Raw genomic sequence first — 16,734 nt, forward strand, 5'->3', positions numbered from 1 at the left:
CCGGCCTCCTGCTCGCGCAGGATCCCGATGATCTGCTCTTCCGTGAATCTTGATCGCTTCATTCTGTCCGTCCTTTCGAGGGGCGGACTCTAGCTATTCCTGGAGGAGTTTCAGGGGGTCACGTCAAACCTGATGCCTCGTGGTCCCGCGAACCTAGACCGGATTTTCCAGAGCGAGCCTCAGAGCGCGGCGTGACCACCGGCAGCGTTGAACTGCTTTGCACATCTCAATCGAACGGCACCCCTACCAACTGTTCGGTGGTGTTTGAGTTACCCTCTGGCGTGGGCTTCGGCGAAGCCGCGCTCCGCTCAATGCGTTCGGCAAGGTTCTCGCCAGCCACTGTGGATGCCGGCGGTAGCCACAGGTTCACCGTCAGCTTCGGCGAGGATTAGAGCCTAGATGATTCTCAGAATGGTTTGACACCGCCCTGTATTACCCAGCGGCGGCGGGAGCGACCGACACCCGGTTTGACAGCCTAACCGATTGATCCAGCCCGGAAGGTCACTTCCTCCGGGCTTACCAACAATCCTGTGCTTGGGGGCGGCGGGTTAAGCACCCACCGCCTTCCGCAACACTTCATTGATCCGTCCTTGCCAGCCAGGACCAGATTCTCGCCATAGGGCAAGGACATCCCTGTCTAGTCGAAGGGACACGTGCTCCTTGGTTACGTCTGCTTTTGGACGTCCCCTCTTAAGTGTGCCCGACGCTTGGCGGACGACATCGCCGCCACGACTGATCTCGGCTCGCTTGAAGACTTCCGGCGACCAAGCCGGAGCGTCATCAGAATCCTGCCAATTCGGTGTAGTAATATTCTCGTTCTTGGCCATTGCATTTTCTCATAGAGATGATGCGGCGCCCATTGTCGCGAGGTGTCCAAACCAGCATCACGACTTCGTCGTTGAGCTGGCCCATGGTTTGATAACGCGTCTCTCCATAATCGTGGCGATCGTCCTCGACAGTGAGGCAGATGCCAGTGAACACCAAGTTGGCGCTGCGGAAATCCAGACCTCGCGCTTTTAGGGTCTGGCGCCGCTTTGCCTCATCGTAGCTTATTTCCATTGTGGTTGATCCTAAGCGCCCTCTTCAGAGGGTTTCCGGGGCCTTTCGGCAAGTTTTGGGCGGTCATGTTTGGTCTCTTTTACTTGTTGGATTCGTTTTTCGTTGGATTACAGGTCGTTGGTTTTTTTCTGGGCGTAATTGATTTTTGGCTTACTGTTTTGTCTGCGTTTTTCAGTTTCACATTTTTCGGACGCATAGCGCCTGCCGGAGGCTTCACTCCGACAGCATTAATGTAGCACAAAAATTGACGCCGTCAATTGCGGTGCTACAATAAATACTCCGCGATGTGGCTGCGGATTATCCCTCCCCTGCATGGCGCATTCCTCCTATATCGCCAGCCTGTTCCTTTCGGAGTTCCCCCATGGCCTATGTCGCTCGCACCGATCGTCCCTCGGACAAGGCCGCGCGCTATCTGGAGGTCGAGGCGGAGATCCTGGCCGTGCTGGAAGGCGAACCGAACGTGACGGCGCGGATGGCGACGGTCGCTTCGATGCTGGCGGATGCGTTCGAGCACTATTTCTGGACCGGCTTCTATGTCGTGGCGCCGGACAAGACCGACGAGCTGGTGGTCGGGCCGTATCAGGGGACGCTGGGGTGTCTGCGGATCGCGTTCGGGCGCGGGGTGTGCGGGACGGCGGCGGCGACGCGCCAGACGCAACTGGTCGAGGACGTTCACGCCTTTCCGGGTCACATCGCCTGCGACAGCCGCTCGGCCAGCGAGATCGTGGTTCCCGTGCTGGACGCCTCGGGCGCGTTGATCGCGGTGCTGGACGTGGATGCGACGACGCCCGCCGCCTTCGACGCCGAGGATCAGATCGCGCTGGAGCGGTTGATGGCGAAGGTTTTCGCGGTCGGTTGATCCCGCCACGCCCGGCTCTATGGTCCTCCGCGACATGGAGGATCAGATGACACAGCGGACAGTCGCAATCACAGGCGGGCATGGCGTCCTGGGCCGCGCGGTGCTGGAGGCGGCGTTGAAGGCCGGCTGGCAGGTCGCGGTCATCGATCATGCGGCGGGCCATCCCGTGCCGCAGGGCGTGCTGGAGGTCGGCGGGGTCGATCTGACGGACGCCAAACAAGCGCAGGGCGCGATCGATGCGGTCATCGCACGGTTCGGGCGGCTGGACGCGCTGTTGAATATTGCCGGCGGCTTCGTCTGGCAGACGACCGACGATGCGGAACCGGCCTGGGACCGGATGTACGCCCTGAACGTCACCACCGCCTTCAACGCCAGCCGCGCCGCGCTGGATGCGCTGAAGGCCTCGCCCGAGGGTCGGATCGTCAATGTCGGCTCGGCGGCCGCTCTGAAGACCGACGCCGGCATGGGGCCCTATGGCGCGGCCAAGGCCGGGGTCCACGCCCTGACCCAGGCGCTGGCGGACGAGTTGAAGACCACCCGCGTCACCGTGAACGCCGCCCTGCCCTCCATCATCGACACGCCCGCCAATCGCAAGGACATGCCCGACGCCGACCCGGCGACCTGGGTGGCGCCGGCCGATCTGGCGGCGGTGATCCTGTTCCTCGCCTCGCCCGAGAGCCGGGCCATGACCGGCGCCCTGGTCCCCGTGACGGGCCGCGTCTGATGCGCAGCGACCGGGTCCGCAGCGTCCTTTATCTGCCCGCCTCCAATGCGCGGGCGATCGACAAGGCGCGGACGCTGGATTGCGATGTCGCCGTGCTCGACCTGGAGGACGCGGTCGCGCCCCAGGCCAAGGCCGATGCGCGCACCGCCGCCGTCGAGGCGGTTCGCGGCGGCGGGTTCGGGCCGCGCCTGGGCGTGCGGATCAATGGGCTGGACACCGAATGGGGGCTGGACGATCTGGCGGCGATGAAGGCGGCGGGGGCCACACTGGTGGTCGCGCCCAAGGTGGAGACGCCCGAGGCGGTCCACGCCTTGTCCGCCGGCCTGGCCAAGGGCTGCGCCCTGTGGGCCATGATCGAGACACCGCACGCCCTGATGGCGCTGGCCGACATCGCCACGGCGGACGGTGCGCTGGACGGGCTGATGCTGGGGGTCAACGACCTAGCCAAGGCGCTGGGGACCGGTGCCTCGCCGGATCGCGAGCCGTTCAAGCCGTGGCTGGCGATTCTGGTCGCCGCCGCGCGGGCCAATGGCTTGCTGGCCATCGACGGAGTGTTCAACCGGATCGACGACGCGGACGGTCTGGCGGCTGAGGCGGCGCAAGGGCGGCTGTACGGGTTCGACGGCAAGAGCCTGATCCACCCGTCCCAGATCGCCGCGGCCAACGCCGCCTTCTCGCCGTCGGACGCCGAGATCGCCAACGCCCGCGCCGTCGTCGCCGCCTTTGCCGAGCCGGACGCCGAGGGTCAGGGCGCGATCCGTGTGGACGGGGCCATGGTCGAACGCCTGCATCTGGAGCAGGCGCAGGCGCTGCTGGCGCGAGCGGAAGGCTGACCTCCTGTCTCCTCCCCACTTGTGGGGAGGGGGACCGCGGAGCGGTGGAGGGGCTCTTGAAGTCCCACAGACGCCTGTGATGCGGTGCAGAACCCCTCCGTCTCTCCGCTGCGCTTCGAGCCACCTCCCCATGAAATGGGGAGGAGACGGGTGTGGACCCTAGCCGCCTTTACGCAACCGCCCTAAACCTCGCGTCGAAACTCAGCGGACCCGCCTTGCCCCTATCTGCCGACACGCCTTCGAAAATCCCGGCCTGGGTCTGTGCGCCCGGCGTGCTGAAGGTCCCCTTTCTCGACGTCTTCCTGGCCGACTACGACCTGCATCGCCTGCCAGGGGACGAGGTTCAGGCGGTGCTGGGCTGGGGGATGAAGCCGACGGCGGCGGCGGGGCGGCGGTGGGCCGAAAAGAACGGGCGGCCCTATGTGGCGCTGGAGGACGGGTTCCTGCGCTCGGTCGGGATCGGCGAGGCGGGGGCGACCAGCCTGAGCCTGATCGTCGATGATCTGGGCGTCTATTACGATGCGACGCGGCCCAGCCGGCTGGAGCAGTTGATCCAGACGGCCGACGACTGGTGCGACGCGGCCATGACCGCCCGAGCACGGGGGCTGATCGACCGGATCGTCGCCTCGGGCGTGTCCAAGACAAACATGGGCGGGCCGCTGGACCCGGTCCTGCTGAAGCCCGGCCGGCGTGTCCTGATCGTGGACCAGACGTTCGGCGACGCCTCCATCGCCCATGGTCTGGCGACGGCGCAAAGCTTTGACGCCATGATCGCAGCCGCCCGGCGCGACGAACCGGACGCCCAGTTGATCGTCAAACGTCATCCGGCGGTGGCGGCAGGCAGGAAGCGCGGCTGCGTCACCGACCTGGCTGGCGTGACCTTGGTCGATACGGACGTGCGGCCCGCCGACCTGCTGGCGGCGGTGGATGCGGTCTATTGCGTCACCTCGGCGCTGGGGTTCGAGGCCCTGTTGCGCGGCTTATCCGTGCGATGTTTCGGGGTGCCCTTCTATTCCGGCTGGGGCCTAACGACCGATGCGGTCCAGACCGGAAGGCGCGGCGTGGCGCGGTCTATCGAACAGGTCGCCGCCGCCGCCCTGATCGCCTACAGCCGCTATGTCGATCCGGTGACGGGCGAGCGGTGCGAGGCCGAACAGGCGCTGGAACGGCTGATCGCGCTGCGCGACAGGGCCGACCGGCTGGCGGGGTCGTGGTCGGCGGTGGGGTTTGCGCCGGCCAAGCGTCCGCCTGTGCGCCGGCTGCTGAACTCGCCCAAGGCGACGATGCGCTATTTCATGTCGCCGTCGCGGGCCGCCGCCCATGCGACCGCGACGAACGGTCGGCTGATCTGGTGGGCGGGCAAGGAGAGCGAGGCGACGCGACAGGCCGCCGCTTCGTTCAGCGGCCCGACGGTGCGGATGGAGGACGGCTTCATCCGGTCGCGCGGCCTGGGGTCCGATTTCGTCGGCGCCCTGTCGGTCGCCCTGGACGACCAAGGCGTCTATTACGACCCGTCGCGGCCGTCGCGTCTGGAGACCCTGATAGAGACGACGCAGGCCGCGCCGCAGCAGCTGGCGCGCGCTGGAGCGCTGGGCGCGCGCATCGTCCAGGCGGGTCTGTCGAAATACAATCTGAAAGGTCAGGCGCCGGCCGGTTGGCCTGCGGATCGCGAGATCCTGCTGGTCGTCGGCCAGGTCGAGAACGACAAGTCGATCCTGCTGGGCTGCGAGCCGGACCTGGCCACCAACTCCGCCCTGGTCGAGGCCGCGCGGGCCGATCATCCCGACGCCTTTCTGATCTATCGCAACCATCCCGACGTGCTGGCGGGCAATCGGCCCGGTAAGTTGGACGCCTCGGCCATGGCCTCGGTGGACGCCAGCGCGGACGGGCTGGACATCGTCGACTGTCTCAACGCCTGTCGCCGGGTGGCGACCCTGACGTCCCTGACGGGGTTCGAAGCGCTGATGCGGGGCAAAGCCGTGTCGGTCTATGGGCGGCCCTTCTATGCGGGGTGGGGACTGACCGATGACCGGTTGGCGTTTGCGCGTCGGACGCGCCGGGCGACGGTGGATCATCTGATACTGGCGGCGCTGATTCACTATCCGATCTATGTCACGCCCATGGGCTGGCCTTGCGAGGCCGAGGATCTGGTGGAGGCCCTGATCGCGGCGCGCGACCAGCCGACGCCCAAGGCGCCGCGCGGTCAGGTGCAGCGCTGGGCCACAGGAATCCTCGCCAGTCTCGACCGCAGGCCGCCGCCGTCCTATTGACGCGTTCTGATAGGAAACGGACTGTCCTCAAGCAGCGAGACGCCGCGCGTCGAGCGATAGGAACAACACTCCTCAAGCAGCAAGGCCCCGCGGGCCGAGCGATAGGAACAAAAAAGTGACCCACGCCGTCATCGCCGCCACCGGCCTCTTCACCCCCGAGCAGTCGGTCTCCAACGCCGAACTGGTCGACAGCTACAACGCCTGGGCCGACGGCTGGAACGCCCGCCACGCCGCCCAGATCGAGGCCGGCGAACTGGAGGCCAAGGCCCACTCATCGCCCGAGTTCATCGAGAAGGCGTCGGGCATCAAGAGCCGGTTCGTGCTGGACAAGGCCGGGATCATCGATCCCGAGCGGATGGCCCCCAACCTGGCCGAACGCTCCAACGACGAGATCTCGATCCTGGCCGAGATGGCGGTCAAGGCCGCGCGTCAGGCGATCGAGGCCTGGGGCAAGCCGGTCAGCGAGATCGGCGCCGTCCTGTGCGCCGCCTCCAACATGCAGCGCGCCTATCCCGCCATGGCGATCGAGGTGCAGCAGGCTCTGGGCATCGAGGGCTTCGCCTTCGACATGAATGTGGCGTGCAGCTCGGCCACTTTCGGCATCAAGACGGCGACGGACTTCATCGCCGGCGGCTCGGTCAAGGCGGTGCTGATGGTCAACCCCGAGGTCTGCTCGGCCCACCTGAACTTCACCGACCGCGACAGCCATTTCATCTTCGGCGACGTGGCGACGGCGGTGATCGTCGAGTCTTCCGAGACGGCGGGACCGGGCGGCTGGGACGTGCTGGGTACGCGGCTGAAGACCACATTCTCGAACAATATCCGCAACAACTTCGGCTTCCTGAACCGCAACGCGCGCGACACCGAGCATCTGGATACGCCGGCCGCCGACGACAGCGTTCAGAACGACAAGCTGTTCATCCAGCAGGGCCGCAAGGTCTTCCGCGACGTGGTGCCGATGGTGTCGGACATGATCGTGGATCACGCCGGCGAACTGGGCCTGGATCCGAACGAACTGAAGCGGCTGTGGCTGCACCAGGCCAACATCAACATGAACACGATGATCGGCAAGAAGGTGCTGGGGCGCGAGCCCTCGGCGGACGAGAACGTCATCATCCTGGACGACTACGCCAACACCTCTTCGGCCGGGTCGATCATCGCCTTCCACCTGCACAACGACGGGTTCGAGGCGGGCGACACCGGCCTGATCTGCAGCTTCGGCGCCGGCTATTCCGCCGGGACGGTCTTCGTCAGGAAGCGCGCTTAAGATCTAAAGCCGGGGCAGGAACAGGACGAAGTCCAGGCTCCACAGCCCTGGCCCATTGGCGATCAGCCAGATCAGGATCACCATCAGCAGGGTCTCGGGCAGGTCGAAATAGCTGGAGAGGCGATAGCCGAGACTGGTCCCCTCGACAGACTTGGACGCCACCGTCACCAGGGCGACCAGGCTGATGATCAGCAGCACCAGCGCCGCCAGGCTGGTGAACAGGCCCATGATCAGCAGGGCGCCGAAGGCGAACTCGCACACCGAGACGAACCGGGCGGTCTGACGCGGCGCGGCGACGCCGGCCTCGACCATCGTCTTCTGCATCTTCTCGGCTTGAGCCGGCGTGAACAGCTTGTAGAAGCCGGACAGGAAGAACATTCCCCCAACCACGACCCGCGCGATCAGGGGCGCGATGTCCATCAGCGCCGGGACGCCCAGGCCGAAACCGCGATAGAGGTCGATCATGTGGAAAAGGCTCCGCCTGGATGGCGGAGCCTTCAATGCCTCAGGGTTGGGTCGGTTGCCCCGGAGGATGGGTCGCCTTCCATTCCATCGCCCGACGGATGCGGTTCTCGACGCTGGGATGGTCGTAGAAGATGAACTCCTCGACGGCGGAGGGCGACGGGGCGCGGTATTCGGCGGTCTTGATCAGAGCCTTGGACAGGCCGTCCGGTTCATTGGCGTGGACCAGCGAAAAATGATCGGCGTCCTCCTCCATCGTCCGCGTCATGGTGGAGAAGACCGGGGTCGCCAGGACGCCCAGGAAGGCCAGAACCAGCGCCAGCACGGGAAGTCCGGCCGGATCGGAGATGTCGCCCACCCGGTCGGCACTCAGCAGGCGGTGCGCGACTGGATACAGCCGATCGGTCAGCCAGAAGGCCAGGGCCGACAGGATGACCAGAATGCCGACGGTCCAAAGGATGTGCGCATGAGCGTAGTGGCCCATTTCATGGCCGACCACGCCGCGCACCTCGGCCAGATCCGCGCCCTGTTTGAACATGGTGTCGCTCATGGCCACGCGCGCTGTGCCGAACAGGCCCGAGACGTTTGCGGTGTAGCGGTCGGACTGTTTGGAGCCGTTGTAGATGAAGATCTTGTCCGACGGCGTGCCGGTCTGTTTCGCCAGCGCCACGACGGCGTCGCGCACCGGGCCGTTTGGCGCGGGCGTATAGGTGTTGAAGATCGGCTCGATCACCAGGGGCGAGATCACCAGGCCGATGACGATGAAGGCCGCTGTCACCGCCGACGCCCACGCCCACCAGAACCGCCGCGCACGCCGGATCAGGGCGTAGATGGCCACCAGCAGCAACGCGGTCACGACGACCGAGATGGCCGCCCCGATCACCGCCTCGCCCAGCCAGCCGCCCAGGGCCTGACTGGTCAGGCCATACTGTTTCTCGCGCCACCAGCTTTCATAGATCGCCCACGGCAGGGTCAGCGCCCAGCTCATGATCGAATAGACCAGGGCGACGGCGAAGCTGGCCACCAGTGGGCGACGCCGACGCCGCTCGATCCGGCTGCGGATCGCGACCAGCAGGCCGGTGCGCACGATGACCCAGGCCGCCAGCGCCGAGACCAGGAACGCCCACAGGATCAGCCAGTGCGATCCGTGAGTATAGGCGACGGCGCGCGCCGTCTCTTGCGGCGACAGCGTCGCCAACCATTGGGCCGTGGCGACCGCCGGATCGAATTTCGTCATGGATTCTCCCTTGAGAGAACCAAAGCGCGTGACCCGCGTTCTGTCAGGTTAATTCCCGTCCATGATGATTCTTGCTCGGCCACGCTTGAAACTGTCATCAGTTTTTGTCACCCATTCGGTTGTCGAGAACAGGGGATTTCCCGGATGGCTCACAAGACGCCTAAGCAGGTGCTCGAAAGCTTGGCCCAAGACATCGCCGCCGTGCTGAAAAGCATGGGCGGTTCCGCGCATCAGAATATGGTCGTGGACTGTGTCGCGGCGATGAAACGCCAGCGTGGAGAGGCCGTGAACGCGCCCGATCTTCGCCAGAAGATCATCGAGACCTTCGAACAGTATCGCGACTGGTTCGTGCGTCCGTTCGGCGAAGGCTCTCAGCGCTGGGCTCTCGCGGGCGACTTCGGCTGAACCGCCGGCCCTGAACGCGAAAGGCGCGCTCCTTGCGGAGCGCGCCTTCGTCGTTCTGACTGATCCTTCGGATCAGAACCGACGGATGTAGCTGACCGAATAGGCGTCGGCCTTGCCCGCATCGTCACGATAGTCGCGACGGGTCCAGTCGGCCCGCACGCCGTTCACGCCATCCAGATAGTAGTTGGCGCCGGCGCCGTAGTTCCAGCTGTCCGCACCCACGTCGGTTTTGGCGCCGGGCAGTTCCTGCTTCAGCTCGGTGTGGCCGTAGCCGCCGCGCGCGAACAGTTCCAGCTTGTCGGAGACCGGGTATTTGCCGACCACGTAACCGGCGGCGTCCCACTCGTGCTTGATCGAGCCATCGACGCCGGCGACGGTGAAGTCGTCGTCCTTGACGCCGACCGAGGCTTCGGTTTCCAGCGCGATGTAACGGTTGAGGTTTACGCCCAGACGACCGGTGACGGCGCCCGTCGTTGCATTGTCACCTTCAAGATGAGTGTAACCCAGAGAGCCGTAACCGCGCGGCTCGGGATTGGTTTGAGCAAAGGCCGGAGCGGCGATTGCGGAAACGGCGACGGCGGCGAGAAGAATGTTACGCATTGTTTCTTATTAACTCCTAGATGTGATGACCGGACCGATCATCAGCCCCATCCAGCGAGTGCATAAATAGGTCAGGCCGTCATCTGTTCCAGAGGCTGAGAAACACAACGAATGCCTGTGGACGCCGGGACACATACGCCGTTCCGCCAAGGTTGGCGGTTTTGTGACAAAGAAAAAGGGCGACCTCGGCAGAGACCGCCCTTCGATACTTCCCCCACCCCGTCATCCTCGGGCTCGCCCCGAGGACCAGGCGTTGGTCGGGCTGTGCTTCAAAATCGTCGCACCAGCGGCGGCGCCTCCGATCCTCGGGTCGAGCCCGAGGATGACGACGTGTGTGAGGCCTTAGCGGTCCTTCTCGCGCTCCACGTTCAACGCCGCCTGCGCCGCCGCCAGGCGCGCGATCGGCACGCGGTAGGGCGAGCAGGAGACGTAGTCCAGGCCGGCCTTCTCGCAGAAGGCGATCGACGACGGGTCGCCGCCGTGTTCGCCGCAGATGCCCAGCTTGACCTCGGGTCGCACCGCGCGACCGCGCTCGGCGGCGATCTCGATCAGGCCGCCGACGCCGTCCTGGTCCAGACGCACGAACGGGTCGGTCTCGAAGATGCCCTTGTCCAGATAGGCCTGCAGGAAGCGCCCTGAGTCGTCACGGCTGATGCCGAAGGTCGTCTGGGTCAGGTCGTTGGTGCCGAAGCTGAAGAACTGGGCGTATTCGGCCAGGTCTCCTGCCCGGATGGCGGCGCGCGGCAGTTCGATCATGGTGCCGACCAGATAGTCGATGCTCTGACCCGTCTCGTCGAACACCGCCTTGGCGGTGCGGTCGGTCAGTTCGCGCAGGAACTTCATTTCCAGACCCAGGGCGACCAGCGGGTGCATGATCTCCGGCAGCGGGGCCTGGCCCGACGTCTTCTGCACCTCCAGCGCCGCCTCGATGATGGCGCGGACCTGCATTTCGTAGATCTCGGGATAGGCCACGCCCAGGCGGCAGCCACGGTGGCCCAGCATGGGGTTGGTCTCGTGCAGTTCCTTGGCGCGACGCTTCAGCTTGTCGGCGTCGATGCCGGACGAGGCGGCAAGGGCGTCGATGTCTTCCTCGGTGTGCGGGATGAACTCGTGCAACGGCGGGTCCAGAAGGCGCACCGTCACGGGCAGGCCGGCCATGATCTCGAACAGCTCGACGAAGTCCGACTTCTGGAACGGCGCGATCTTGGCCAGGGCCGTGCGGCGGCCGGCCTCGTCGTCGGCCAGGATCATCTCGCGCACGGCGGCGATCCGGGTGTCGTCGAAGAACATGTGCTCGGTGCGGCACAGGCCGATGCCCTCGGCGCCGAAGCCGCGCGCGGTCTTGGCGTCCAGCGGGGTCTCGGCGTTGGCGCGGACCTTGAGGCGGCGCACCTTGTCGGCCCAGGCCATCAGCGTCTGGAAGTCGCCGGTCAGTTCGGGCTCGATCATGGCCACGGCGCCGTCCAGCACCTCGCCCTTCGAACCGTCGATGGTGATGATCTCGCCGGTCTTGAAGGTGCGGCCGCGCGCGGTGAACGTGCCCTTGGCCTCGTCGATGTGGATTTCGCCGGCGCCGGAGACGCAGGCGCGCCCCATGCCGCGCGCCACGACGGCGGCGTGGCTTGTCATGCCGCCGCGTGCGGTGACGATGCCGCGCGCCGCATGCATGCCGTGGATGTCCTCCGGCGAGGTTTCCTCGCGCACCAGGATGACCGCCTCGCCCAGGCCGGACATGCGCTCGGCCTCGTCGGCGTCGAAGACGATCTTGCCGGTGGCGGCGCCGGGCGAGGCCGGCAGGCCGGCGGCGACCACGGTGCGTGCCGCATCCGGGTCCAGCGTGGGGTGAAGCAGTTGGTCCAGGGCCGACGGCTCGACCCGGCTGATGGCCTCTTCCTGGGTGATGACGCCCTCGGCCGCCAGATCCACGGCGATCTTCAGCGCCGACTTGGCCGTGCGCTTGCCGTTACGGGTCTGCAGCATCCAGAGCCGGCCCTGTTCGACCGTGAACTCGATGTCCTGCATGTCGCGATAGTGGCTTTCAAGCTTGTTCACCACCTCGACGAACTGGCCGAAGACCTCGGGCATGGCCTCTTCCATCGAGGGGGCGGTCTCGCCCATCTCCTCGCGGCCGATCCTGGTCAGGGACTGCGGCGTGCGGATGCCCGCGACCACATCCTCGCCCTGGGCGTTGATCAGGAACTCGCCGTACAGGCGCGCCTCGCCGGTCGACGGGTTGCGGGTGAAGGCCACACCGGTCGCCGAGGTCTCGCCCATATTGCCGAACACCATCGACTGGACGCTGACGGCCGTGCCCCAGCTTTCGGGGATGTCGTGCATGCGTCGATAGAATTTGGCCCGGTCGTTCATCCAGCTGGCGAAGACGGCGCCCACGGCGCCCCACAGCTGGTCCTTGGGATCCTGCGGGAAGGGATGGCCCAGCTCGCGCTCGACCACGGCCTTGTAGTCGGCGACCACCTTCTGCCAGTCTTCGGCCTTCAGGTCGGTGTCGATGGTGACGCCCAGCCGGTCCTTGTGCTGGTCCAGCACCTCTTCGAAATCGTCGTGGCTGAGGCCCAGCACGACGTTCGAATACATGGTGATGAAGCGGCGATAGCTGTCGAAGGCGAAGCGGCGGTCGCCCGACAGTTTCGCCAGACCCTCGACCGTCTGGTCGTTCAGACCCAGGTTCAGGACCGTGTCCATCATGCCCGGCATCGAGGCCCGCGCGCCCGAGCGGACCGAGACCAGCAACGGGTTGTTCACGTCGCCGAACGTCTTGCCGACGATGGCCTCGACCTGATCCAGAGCGGCCTTCACCTGGGCTTCCAGATCGGCGGGATAGGTCTCGCCGTTGGCGTAATAGTGGGTGCAGACCTCGGTGGTGACGGTGAAGCCCGGCGGGACCGGCAGACCCAGCGAGGACATTTCCGCCAGATTGGCGCCCTTGCCCCCGAGAAGGTTCTTCATCGACGCGTCGCCGTCGGCGGAGCCTCCGCCGAAGCCGTACACCCACTTGGTCATATTGCAGTCCCTGAGCTTTTCGGATCGTCCGGCGGGTTGGCCCCGCTCGCACATGCAGCACGATCTAGCGCGGAGGAACCGGCTTGACCATGGCGGATGTAACAATGCGTGAGCAGGTAACCGGTTTCCTTGGTGGCGCACTCGCACAACCTTGACGTCACCGCCTCCTCCCCATTTCATGGGGAGGGGGACCACGAAGTGGTGGAGGGGTTCTTTGACGCATGAAGGCTCCGTCTCGCGCGCACGCATCCTGCGCCGCGCCCTGACGCCGCCTGAAGCCCGGCTGTGGATCCACCTGCGCCGCCGCAGCCTCGACGGATTGAAGTTCCGCCGCCAGCACCCGGTCGGCGTCTATGTGCTCGACTTTTATTGCGCCGAGGCGATGCTGGCCGTCGAGGTGGACGGCGAAAGCCACGCCGACCGTTTCGAATACGATGCGCAGCGCACACGCTGGCTGGAAAGCCAGGGCATTTATGTCATCCGCTTCTCTGCGGAATCGGTGCGGGTAAATCTGGGCGCGGTTCTGGATGTCATCGCCTCGACCGCAAGAGACCGAATCCGCCGCTGACCTGACTGTCTCCTCCCCATTTCATGGGGAGGTGGCGCGGCGAATCTTCGCGCCGTGACGGAGGGGTTCTTCACCCCATCACAGCCGTGGGACTTCAAGAGCCCCTCCACCACTTCGTGGTCCCCCTCCCCACAAGTGGGGAGGAGACGATGCGGCTAGGTCCCGTCTCCTCCCCATTTCATGGGGAGGTGGCGCGGCGCGCTTGCGCCGTGACGGACGGGTTCTTCACCCCATCGCAGCCGTGGGACTTCAAGAGCCCCTCCACCGCTTCGCGGTCCCCCTCCCCACAAGTGGGGAGGAGACGATGCGGCCCCTACCCCGCGATCTGACCGAAGTCTGCGACCTGGCCCATCACGTCGCGCACCTGGCCCAACAGCTTCAGGCGGTTTTCGCGTTCGGCGGGGACGTCGGAGTTGACCAGCACGTCCTCGAAGAACCGGTCCACCGGGGCGCGCAGGCGGGCCAGGGCCGTCATGGCGGCGGCGAAGTCCTCGGTTTCCAGCGCGGCCTCGACGGCGATGCGGGCGGCGCCGACGGCGAAGGCCAGGACGGTCTCGGGCTCGGGCTGGTTCGGCAGGCCGGTCTGGACCATGCCGGTCGGCAGAGGGCCCTTCTTCTCCTCGGCGCGCAGGATGTTGGAGGCGCGCTTGTAGCCAGCCAGCAGATTGGTGCCGTCGTCGGTGGCGAGGAAGGCGGCCAGCGCCTCGACCCGACGCACGATGCGGACAAGGTCGTCGTCGCCCAGAGCGAAGACGGCGGCGACGAGGTCGTGGCGCTGGCCTCGGTCGCGCAGGAGGACGGTCAGGCGGTCGGCGAAGAAGGACGCCAATTCTGACCCAAGGGACAGCTTGTCGACCTGACGCTCTACCTTGCCCTGACTTGTGATCAGCGCAATTGCAGGAGCGAAAGCGTCATCGGTTAGAGCAAGGCGGATTTCATTATTCAGAATCAGACGAAGCACGCCCAGCGCTGCTCTACGCAACGCGAACGGGTCCTTCGACCCCGTGGGCTTTTCGTCGATGGCGAAGAAGCCGACCAGGGTGTCCAGCTTGTCGGCCAGGGCGACGGCGACCGTGACGGGCGCGGTCGGGACCGTGTCGGCGGGGCCTTGTGGCTTGTAGTGGTCGCGAACGGCGTCGGCGATGCGGTCGCGCTGGTCACGGCCCCACCCGCGGTCGGCTTCGCCTCCCGGTCCCTCCCCATGAAGGGGAGGGAGAGGATCGGGCGCGAATTCTCCCTCCCCTTCATGGGGAGGGACGGCGGAGCGCAGCGAGGCCCGGGTGGGGAAGTTCGTTGCGGTGCGGGCGTAATAGCCGCCCATGATCCCCTGCAGTTCCGGGAACTCGCTGACCATGCCCGACAGCAGGTCGGCCTTGGATAGACGCGCCGCCATCTCGGCTTCGTCCGCGTCGGCGCCCACGAGGGGGGCGATTTCGCGGGCAAGCGCCGTGATGCGCTCGACGCGGTCGGCCAGAGTCCCCAGTTTGGCGTGGAAGGTGACGCCGGACAGTTTGGCGTTCCAGGCGTCGAAGCCGACCTTCTGGTCCTCGTCCCAGAAGAAGCGGGCGTCGTTCAGGCGGGCGGACAGGACTCTGGAGTTGCCGGCGGCCAGAGCCTTGCCGCCGTCGGTCGCCTCGACGTTTGCGACGACCAGGAAGTTGGGCGCCAGGCCTTCCTTCGACGGATCGCGCACGGCGAAATACTTCTGGTGCACCTTCATCGACAGGCGCACGACCTCAGGCGGCAGGGCCAGGAACTGCGGGTCCATGTCGCCCAGGATCGGGGTCGGCCATTCGGCGAGACCCGCCACCTCGTCCAGCAGGCCGTCGTCATCGACCAGGCTCAGACCCCGCGCGGCGCAGGCGGCCTTGGCCTGTTCCAGAATGCGCAGCTTGCGGTCGGCTGCGTCGATCAGGACGAAGTTCTTCTCCAGTTGGGCGCGGTAGTCGACGAAGTCGCTGACCTTCAGCGGCTGGCCCGAGCCCATGAAGCGGTGGGCCTCGGTGATCGCGTCGGACGGTATGCCGTCGATCTCGAACGGCACGACCTTGCCGTCGAAGAGGCACAGGATGCGCTTGATCGGACGCACCCAGCGCAGCGTGCCGGAACCCCAGCGCATCGACTTGGGCCAGGGGAAGGTGCGCACGACATGGTCCACCGTCTCCGCGACCAGATCGGTCGTGGCGCGGCCCTTGGACGACAGGACCGCGAACAGGACGCCGTCACGCTCGGTCAGTTGATCGCGGGTCAGGCCGGTCTTGCGCAGGAAGCCTTCCAGCGCCTGTTCGGGCGCCGAGGCGCGCGGGCCCTTGACCTCTTCCTCGCGGTCGGGCGTGGCGACGGGCAGGCCGTCGATGACCAGGGTCAGGCGGCGCGGCCCGGCATAGGTCGTCAGCGCATCCCAGGTCAGGCCAGCGGCCTTGAGACGGTCGGAGACCATGCGCTCAAGGTCGCGCGCGGCGCCCTGCTGCATGCGGGCGGGGATTTCTTCGGAGAAGATTTCGAGGAGGAGTTGGGGCATCAGGCGGTTTTCCGCTCTTGTTCGACGTAAGCGAGGGCGCAGGCTTTGCAGAGGTCGCGGATGCGGCCGATGTAGCTTTGACGTTCCGCCACGGCGATGGCGCCGCGGGCGTCCATCAGGTTGAACAGGTGGCTGGCCTTCAGCACCTGGTCATAGGCGGGCAGGACCAGCGGCTGATCCTGCGGCCCGCGCATGTCGAGCAGGCGCGAGACCTCCGACACCATGTCCTCGAACCGGCGCTTCAGCCCGTCCACGTCATAGCCGTGGAAGTTGGCCTCCGACTGCTGGCGCTCGTTTTCCAGGAAGACCTCGCCGTAGGTCAGCCCCTCCTTGGTGAACTTCAGGTCGTACACATTGTCCACGCCCTGCACATACATGGCCAGACGCTCCAGCCCGTAAGTCAGCTCGCCCGAGACCACATCGACCTCGATGCCGCCGACGCCCTGGAAATAGGTGAACTGCGTCACCTCCATCCCGTCGCACCAGACCTCCCAGCCCAGGCCCCAGGCGCCGACGGTGGGGTTCTCCCAGTCGTCCTCGACGAAGCGGATGTCGTGCAGTTTCGGATCGATGCCGATGGCGGCCAGAGAGCCGAGATAGAGCTCCTGAAGATTGTCCGGGTTCGGCTTCAGGATGACCTGGTATTGGTAATAGTGTTGGAGCCGGTTGGGGTTCTCGCCATAGCGGCCGTCGCCGGGGCGGCGCGACGGTTGAACGTAGGCGGCCTTCCAAGGCTTGGGGCCGAGCGCGCGCAGGACCGTGGCGGGGTGGAGCGTGCCGGCCCCGACCTCGATATCATAGGGCTGGAGAATGGCGCAGCCCTGCTCGCCCCAATAGCGGTGGAGCGTCAGGATCAGGTCCTGAAACGCGAGCGGCTCGGTCGAGGTGGTCAAATCGGGCTCGTGGGG

16 protein-coding genes are annotated in these 16,734 nt (G+C 66.0%); 8 read left to right on the top strand and 8 right to left on the bottom strand.

The annotated features are described in order from the left end of the window. The first annotated feature begins 95 nt into the window (after positions 1-95). Complete coding sequence (locus WC597_RS13800) at positions 96-392, top strand: TonB family protein (RefSeq protein WP_372694302.1); 297 nt, start codon at positions 96-98, stop codon at positions 390-392. A 156-nt stretch (positions 393-548) separates the two neighbouring features. Here WC597_RS13800 and WC597_RS13805 read toward each other — a convergent pair whose 3' ends face one another. Together WC597_RS13805 and WC597_RS13810 are read right to left on the bottom strand one after the other, a co-directional pair. Further along, positions 549-827 (bottom strand): BrnA antitoxin family protein, encoded by a 279-nt coding sequence (locus WC597_RS13805; protein WP_372694112.1) that lies wholly within the window; start codon positions 825-827, stop codon positions 549-551. Next, entirely contained in the window at positions 781-1,059 is a 279-nt protein-coding gene (locus tag WC597_RS13810; RefSeq protein ID WP_372694114.1) for a BrnT family toxin, read from the bottom strand. Before WC597_RS13810 ends, WC597_RS13805 begins: the two co-directional genes overlap by 47 nt. Before the next feature lie 361 nt (positions 1,060-1,420). Here WC597_RS13810 and WC597_RS13815 point away from each other — a divergent pair, with 361 nt between their 5' ends. The 5 genes from WC597_RS13815 to WC597_RS13835 all read left to right on the top strand — a co-directional run bounded on the left by WC597_RS13815 (position 1,421) and on the right by WC597_RS13835 (position 7,012). Further along, positions 1,421-1,918: a GAF domain-containing protein gene (locus WC597_RS13815; RefSeq protein ID WP_372694116.1), complete on the top strand. Its 498-nt coding sequence runs from the start codon at positions 1,421-1,423 to the stop codon at positions 1,916-1,918. 46 nt (positions 1,919-1,964) lie between these two features. Then, entirely contained in the window at positions 1,965-2,642 is a 678-nt protein-coding gene (locus WC597_RS13820) for an SDR family NAD(P)-dependent oxidoreductase (RefSeq protein WP_372694118.1), read from the top strand. After that, positions 2,642-3,475, top strand: coding sequence for a CoA ester lyase (locus tag WC597_RS13825; protein WP_372694120.1), 834 nt, complete (start codon positions 2,642-2,644; stop codon positions 3,473-3,475). The genes WC597_RS13820 and WC597_RS13825 overlap by 1 nt, the downstream gene beginning before the upstream one ends. 215 nt (positions 3,476-3,690) lie before the next feature. Beyond that, complete coding sequence (locus WC597_RS13830) at positions 3,691-5,745, top strand: capsular polysaccharide biosynthesis protein (protein ID WP_372694122.1); 2,055 nt, start codon at positions 3,691-3,693, stop codon at positions 5,743-5,745. A 115-nt stretch (positions 5,746-5,860) separates the two neighbouring features. Next, positions 5,861-7,012 carry a beta-ketoacyl-ACP synthase III gene (locus tag WC597_RS13835; RefSeq protein ID WP_372694124.1) on the top strand — a complete coding sequence of 384 codons (1,152 nt, stop codon included), beginning with the start codon at positions 5,861-5,863 and terminating at the stop codon, positions 7,010-7,012. 3 nt (positions 7,013-7,015) lie between these two features. Here the strand turns inward: WC597_RS13835 and WC597_RS13840 are convergent, their stop codons facing one another. Together WC597_RS13840 and WC597_RS13845 are read right to left on the bottom strand one after the other, a co-directional pair. Next, positions 7,016-7,477, bottom strand: coding sequence for a DoxX family protein (locus WC597_RS13840; RefSeq protein ID WP_372694126.1), 462 nt, complete (start codon positions 7,475-7,477; stop codon positions 7,016-7,018). Between the two features lie 40 nt (positions 7,478-7,517). Further along, entirely contained in the window at positions 7,518-8,711 is a 1,194-nt protein-coding gene (locus tag WC597_RS13845; RefSeq protein WP_372694128.1) for a M48 family metallopeptidase, read from the bottom strand. A gap of 144 nt (positions 8,712-8,855) precedes the next feature. On the opposite strand from WC597_RS13845, the gene WC597_RS13850 reads away from it, so the two are divergent. Beyond that, positions 8,856-9,116, top strand: a complete 261-nt coding sequence (locus WC597_RS13850; RefSeq protein WP_372694130.1) for a hypothetical protein — start codon at positions 8,856-8,858, stop codon at positions 9,114-9,116. 72 nt (positions 9,117-9,188) lie between these two features. Here the strand turns inward: WC597_RS13850 and WC597_RS13855 are convergent, their stop codons facing one another. Further along, complete coding sequence (locus WC597_RS13855) at positions 9,189-9,716, bottom strand: porin family protein (protein ID WP_372694132.1); 528 nt, start codon at positions 9,714-9,716, stop codon at positions 9,189-9,191. Between the two features lie 342 nt (positions 9,717-10,058). Continuing rightward, the gene (gene ppdK, locus WC597_RS13860) at positions 10,059-12,737 is read right to left on the bottom strand and encodes a pyruvate, phosphate dikinase (protein WP_372694134.1); all 2,679 of its coding nucleotides are present in this window, start codon (positions 12,735-12,737) and stop codon (positions 10,059-10,061) included. Positions 12,738-12,951: 214 nt separating this feature from the next. Between ppdK and WC597_RS13865 the strand changes: the two genes are divergently transcribed. Further along, a complete protein-coding gene (locus WC597_RS13865; RefSeq protein WP_372694136.1) occupies positions 12,952-13,305 on the top strand; it encodes an endonuclease domain-containing protein in 354 nt (117 codons plus the stop codon). Between the two features lie 313 nt (positions 13,306-13,618). On the opposite strand, the gene glyS is transcribed toward WC597_RS13865, so the two are convergent. Both glyS and WC597_RS13875 read right to left on the bottom strand, forming a co-directional pair. Then, complete coding sequence (gene glyS / locus WC597_RS13870; RefSeq protein ID WP_372694138.1) at positions 13,619-15,826, bottom strand: glycine--tRNA ligase subunit beta; 2,208 nt, start codon at positions 15,824-15,826, stop codon at positions 13,619-13,621. Next, entirely contained in the window at positions 15,826-16,719 is an 894-nt protein-coding gene (locus WC597_RS13875) for a glycine--tRNA ligase subunit alpha (RefSeq protein ID WP_372694140.1), read from the bottom strand. Before WC597_RS13875 ends, glyS begins: the two co-directional genes overlap by 1 nt. Positions 16,720-16,734 lie beyond the last annotated feature (15 nt).

This window comes from Brevundimonas sp. (assembly GCF_041648115.1).
Taxonomy (GTDB): Bacteria; Pseudomonadota; Alphaproteobacteria; order Caulobacterales; family Caulobacteraceae; genus Brevundimonas.

Excerpts from the sequence above, each read along its gene's own strand:
- WC597_RS13845 (WP_372694128.1), bottom strand. The coding sequence starts at position 8,711 with ATGACGAAATTCGATCCGGCGGTCGCCACGGCCCAATGGTTGGCGACG.
- WC597_RS13810 (WP_372694114.1), bottom strand. The coding sequence starts at position 1,059 with ATGGAAATAAGCTACGATGAGGCAAAGCGGCGCCAGACCCTAAAAGCG.
- WC597_RS13815 (WP_372694116.1), top strand. The coding sequence starts at position 1,421 with ATGGCCTATGTCGCTCGCACCGATCGTCCCTCGGACAAGGCCGCGCGC.
- WC597_RS13805 (WP_372694112.1), bottom strand. The coding sequence starts at position 827 with ATGGCCAAGAACGAGAATATTACTACACCGAATTGGCAGGATTCTGAT.
- glyS (WP_372694138.1), bottom strand. The coding sequence starts at position 15,826 with ATGCCCCAACTCCTCCTCGAAATCTTCTCCGAAGAAATCCCCGCCCGC.
- ppdK (WP_372694134.1), bottom strand. The coding sequence starts at position 12,737 with ATGACCAAGTGGGTGTACGGCTTCGGCGGAGGCTCCGCCGACGGCGAC.
- WC597_RS13850 (WP_372694130.1), top strand. The coding sequence starts at position 8,856 with ATGGCTCACAAGACGCCTAAGCAGGTGCTCGAAAGCTTGGCCCAAGAC.
- WC597_RS13825 (WP_372694120.1), top strand. The coding sequence starts at position 2,642 with ATGCGCAGCGACCGGGTCCGCAGCGTCCTTTATCTGCCCGCCTCCAAT.
- WC597_RS13840 (WP_372694126.1), bottom strand. The coding sequence starts at position 7,477 with ATGATCGACCTCTATCGCGGTTTCGGCCTGGGCGTCCCGGCGCTGATG.
- WC597_RS13820 (WP_372694118.1), top strand. The coding sequence starts at position 1,965 with ATGACACAGCGGACAGTCGCAATCACAGGCGGGCATGGCGTCCTGGGC.
- WC597_RS13855 (WP_372694132.1), bottom strand. The coding sequence starts at position 9,716 with ATGCGTAACATTCTTCTCGCCGCCGTCGCCGTTTCCGCAATCGCCGCT.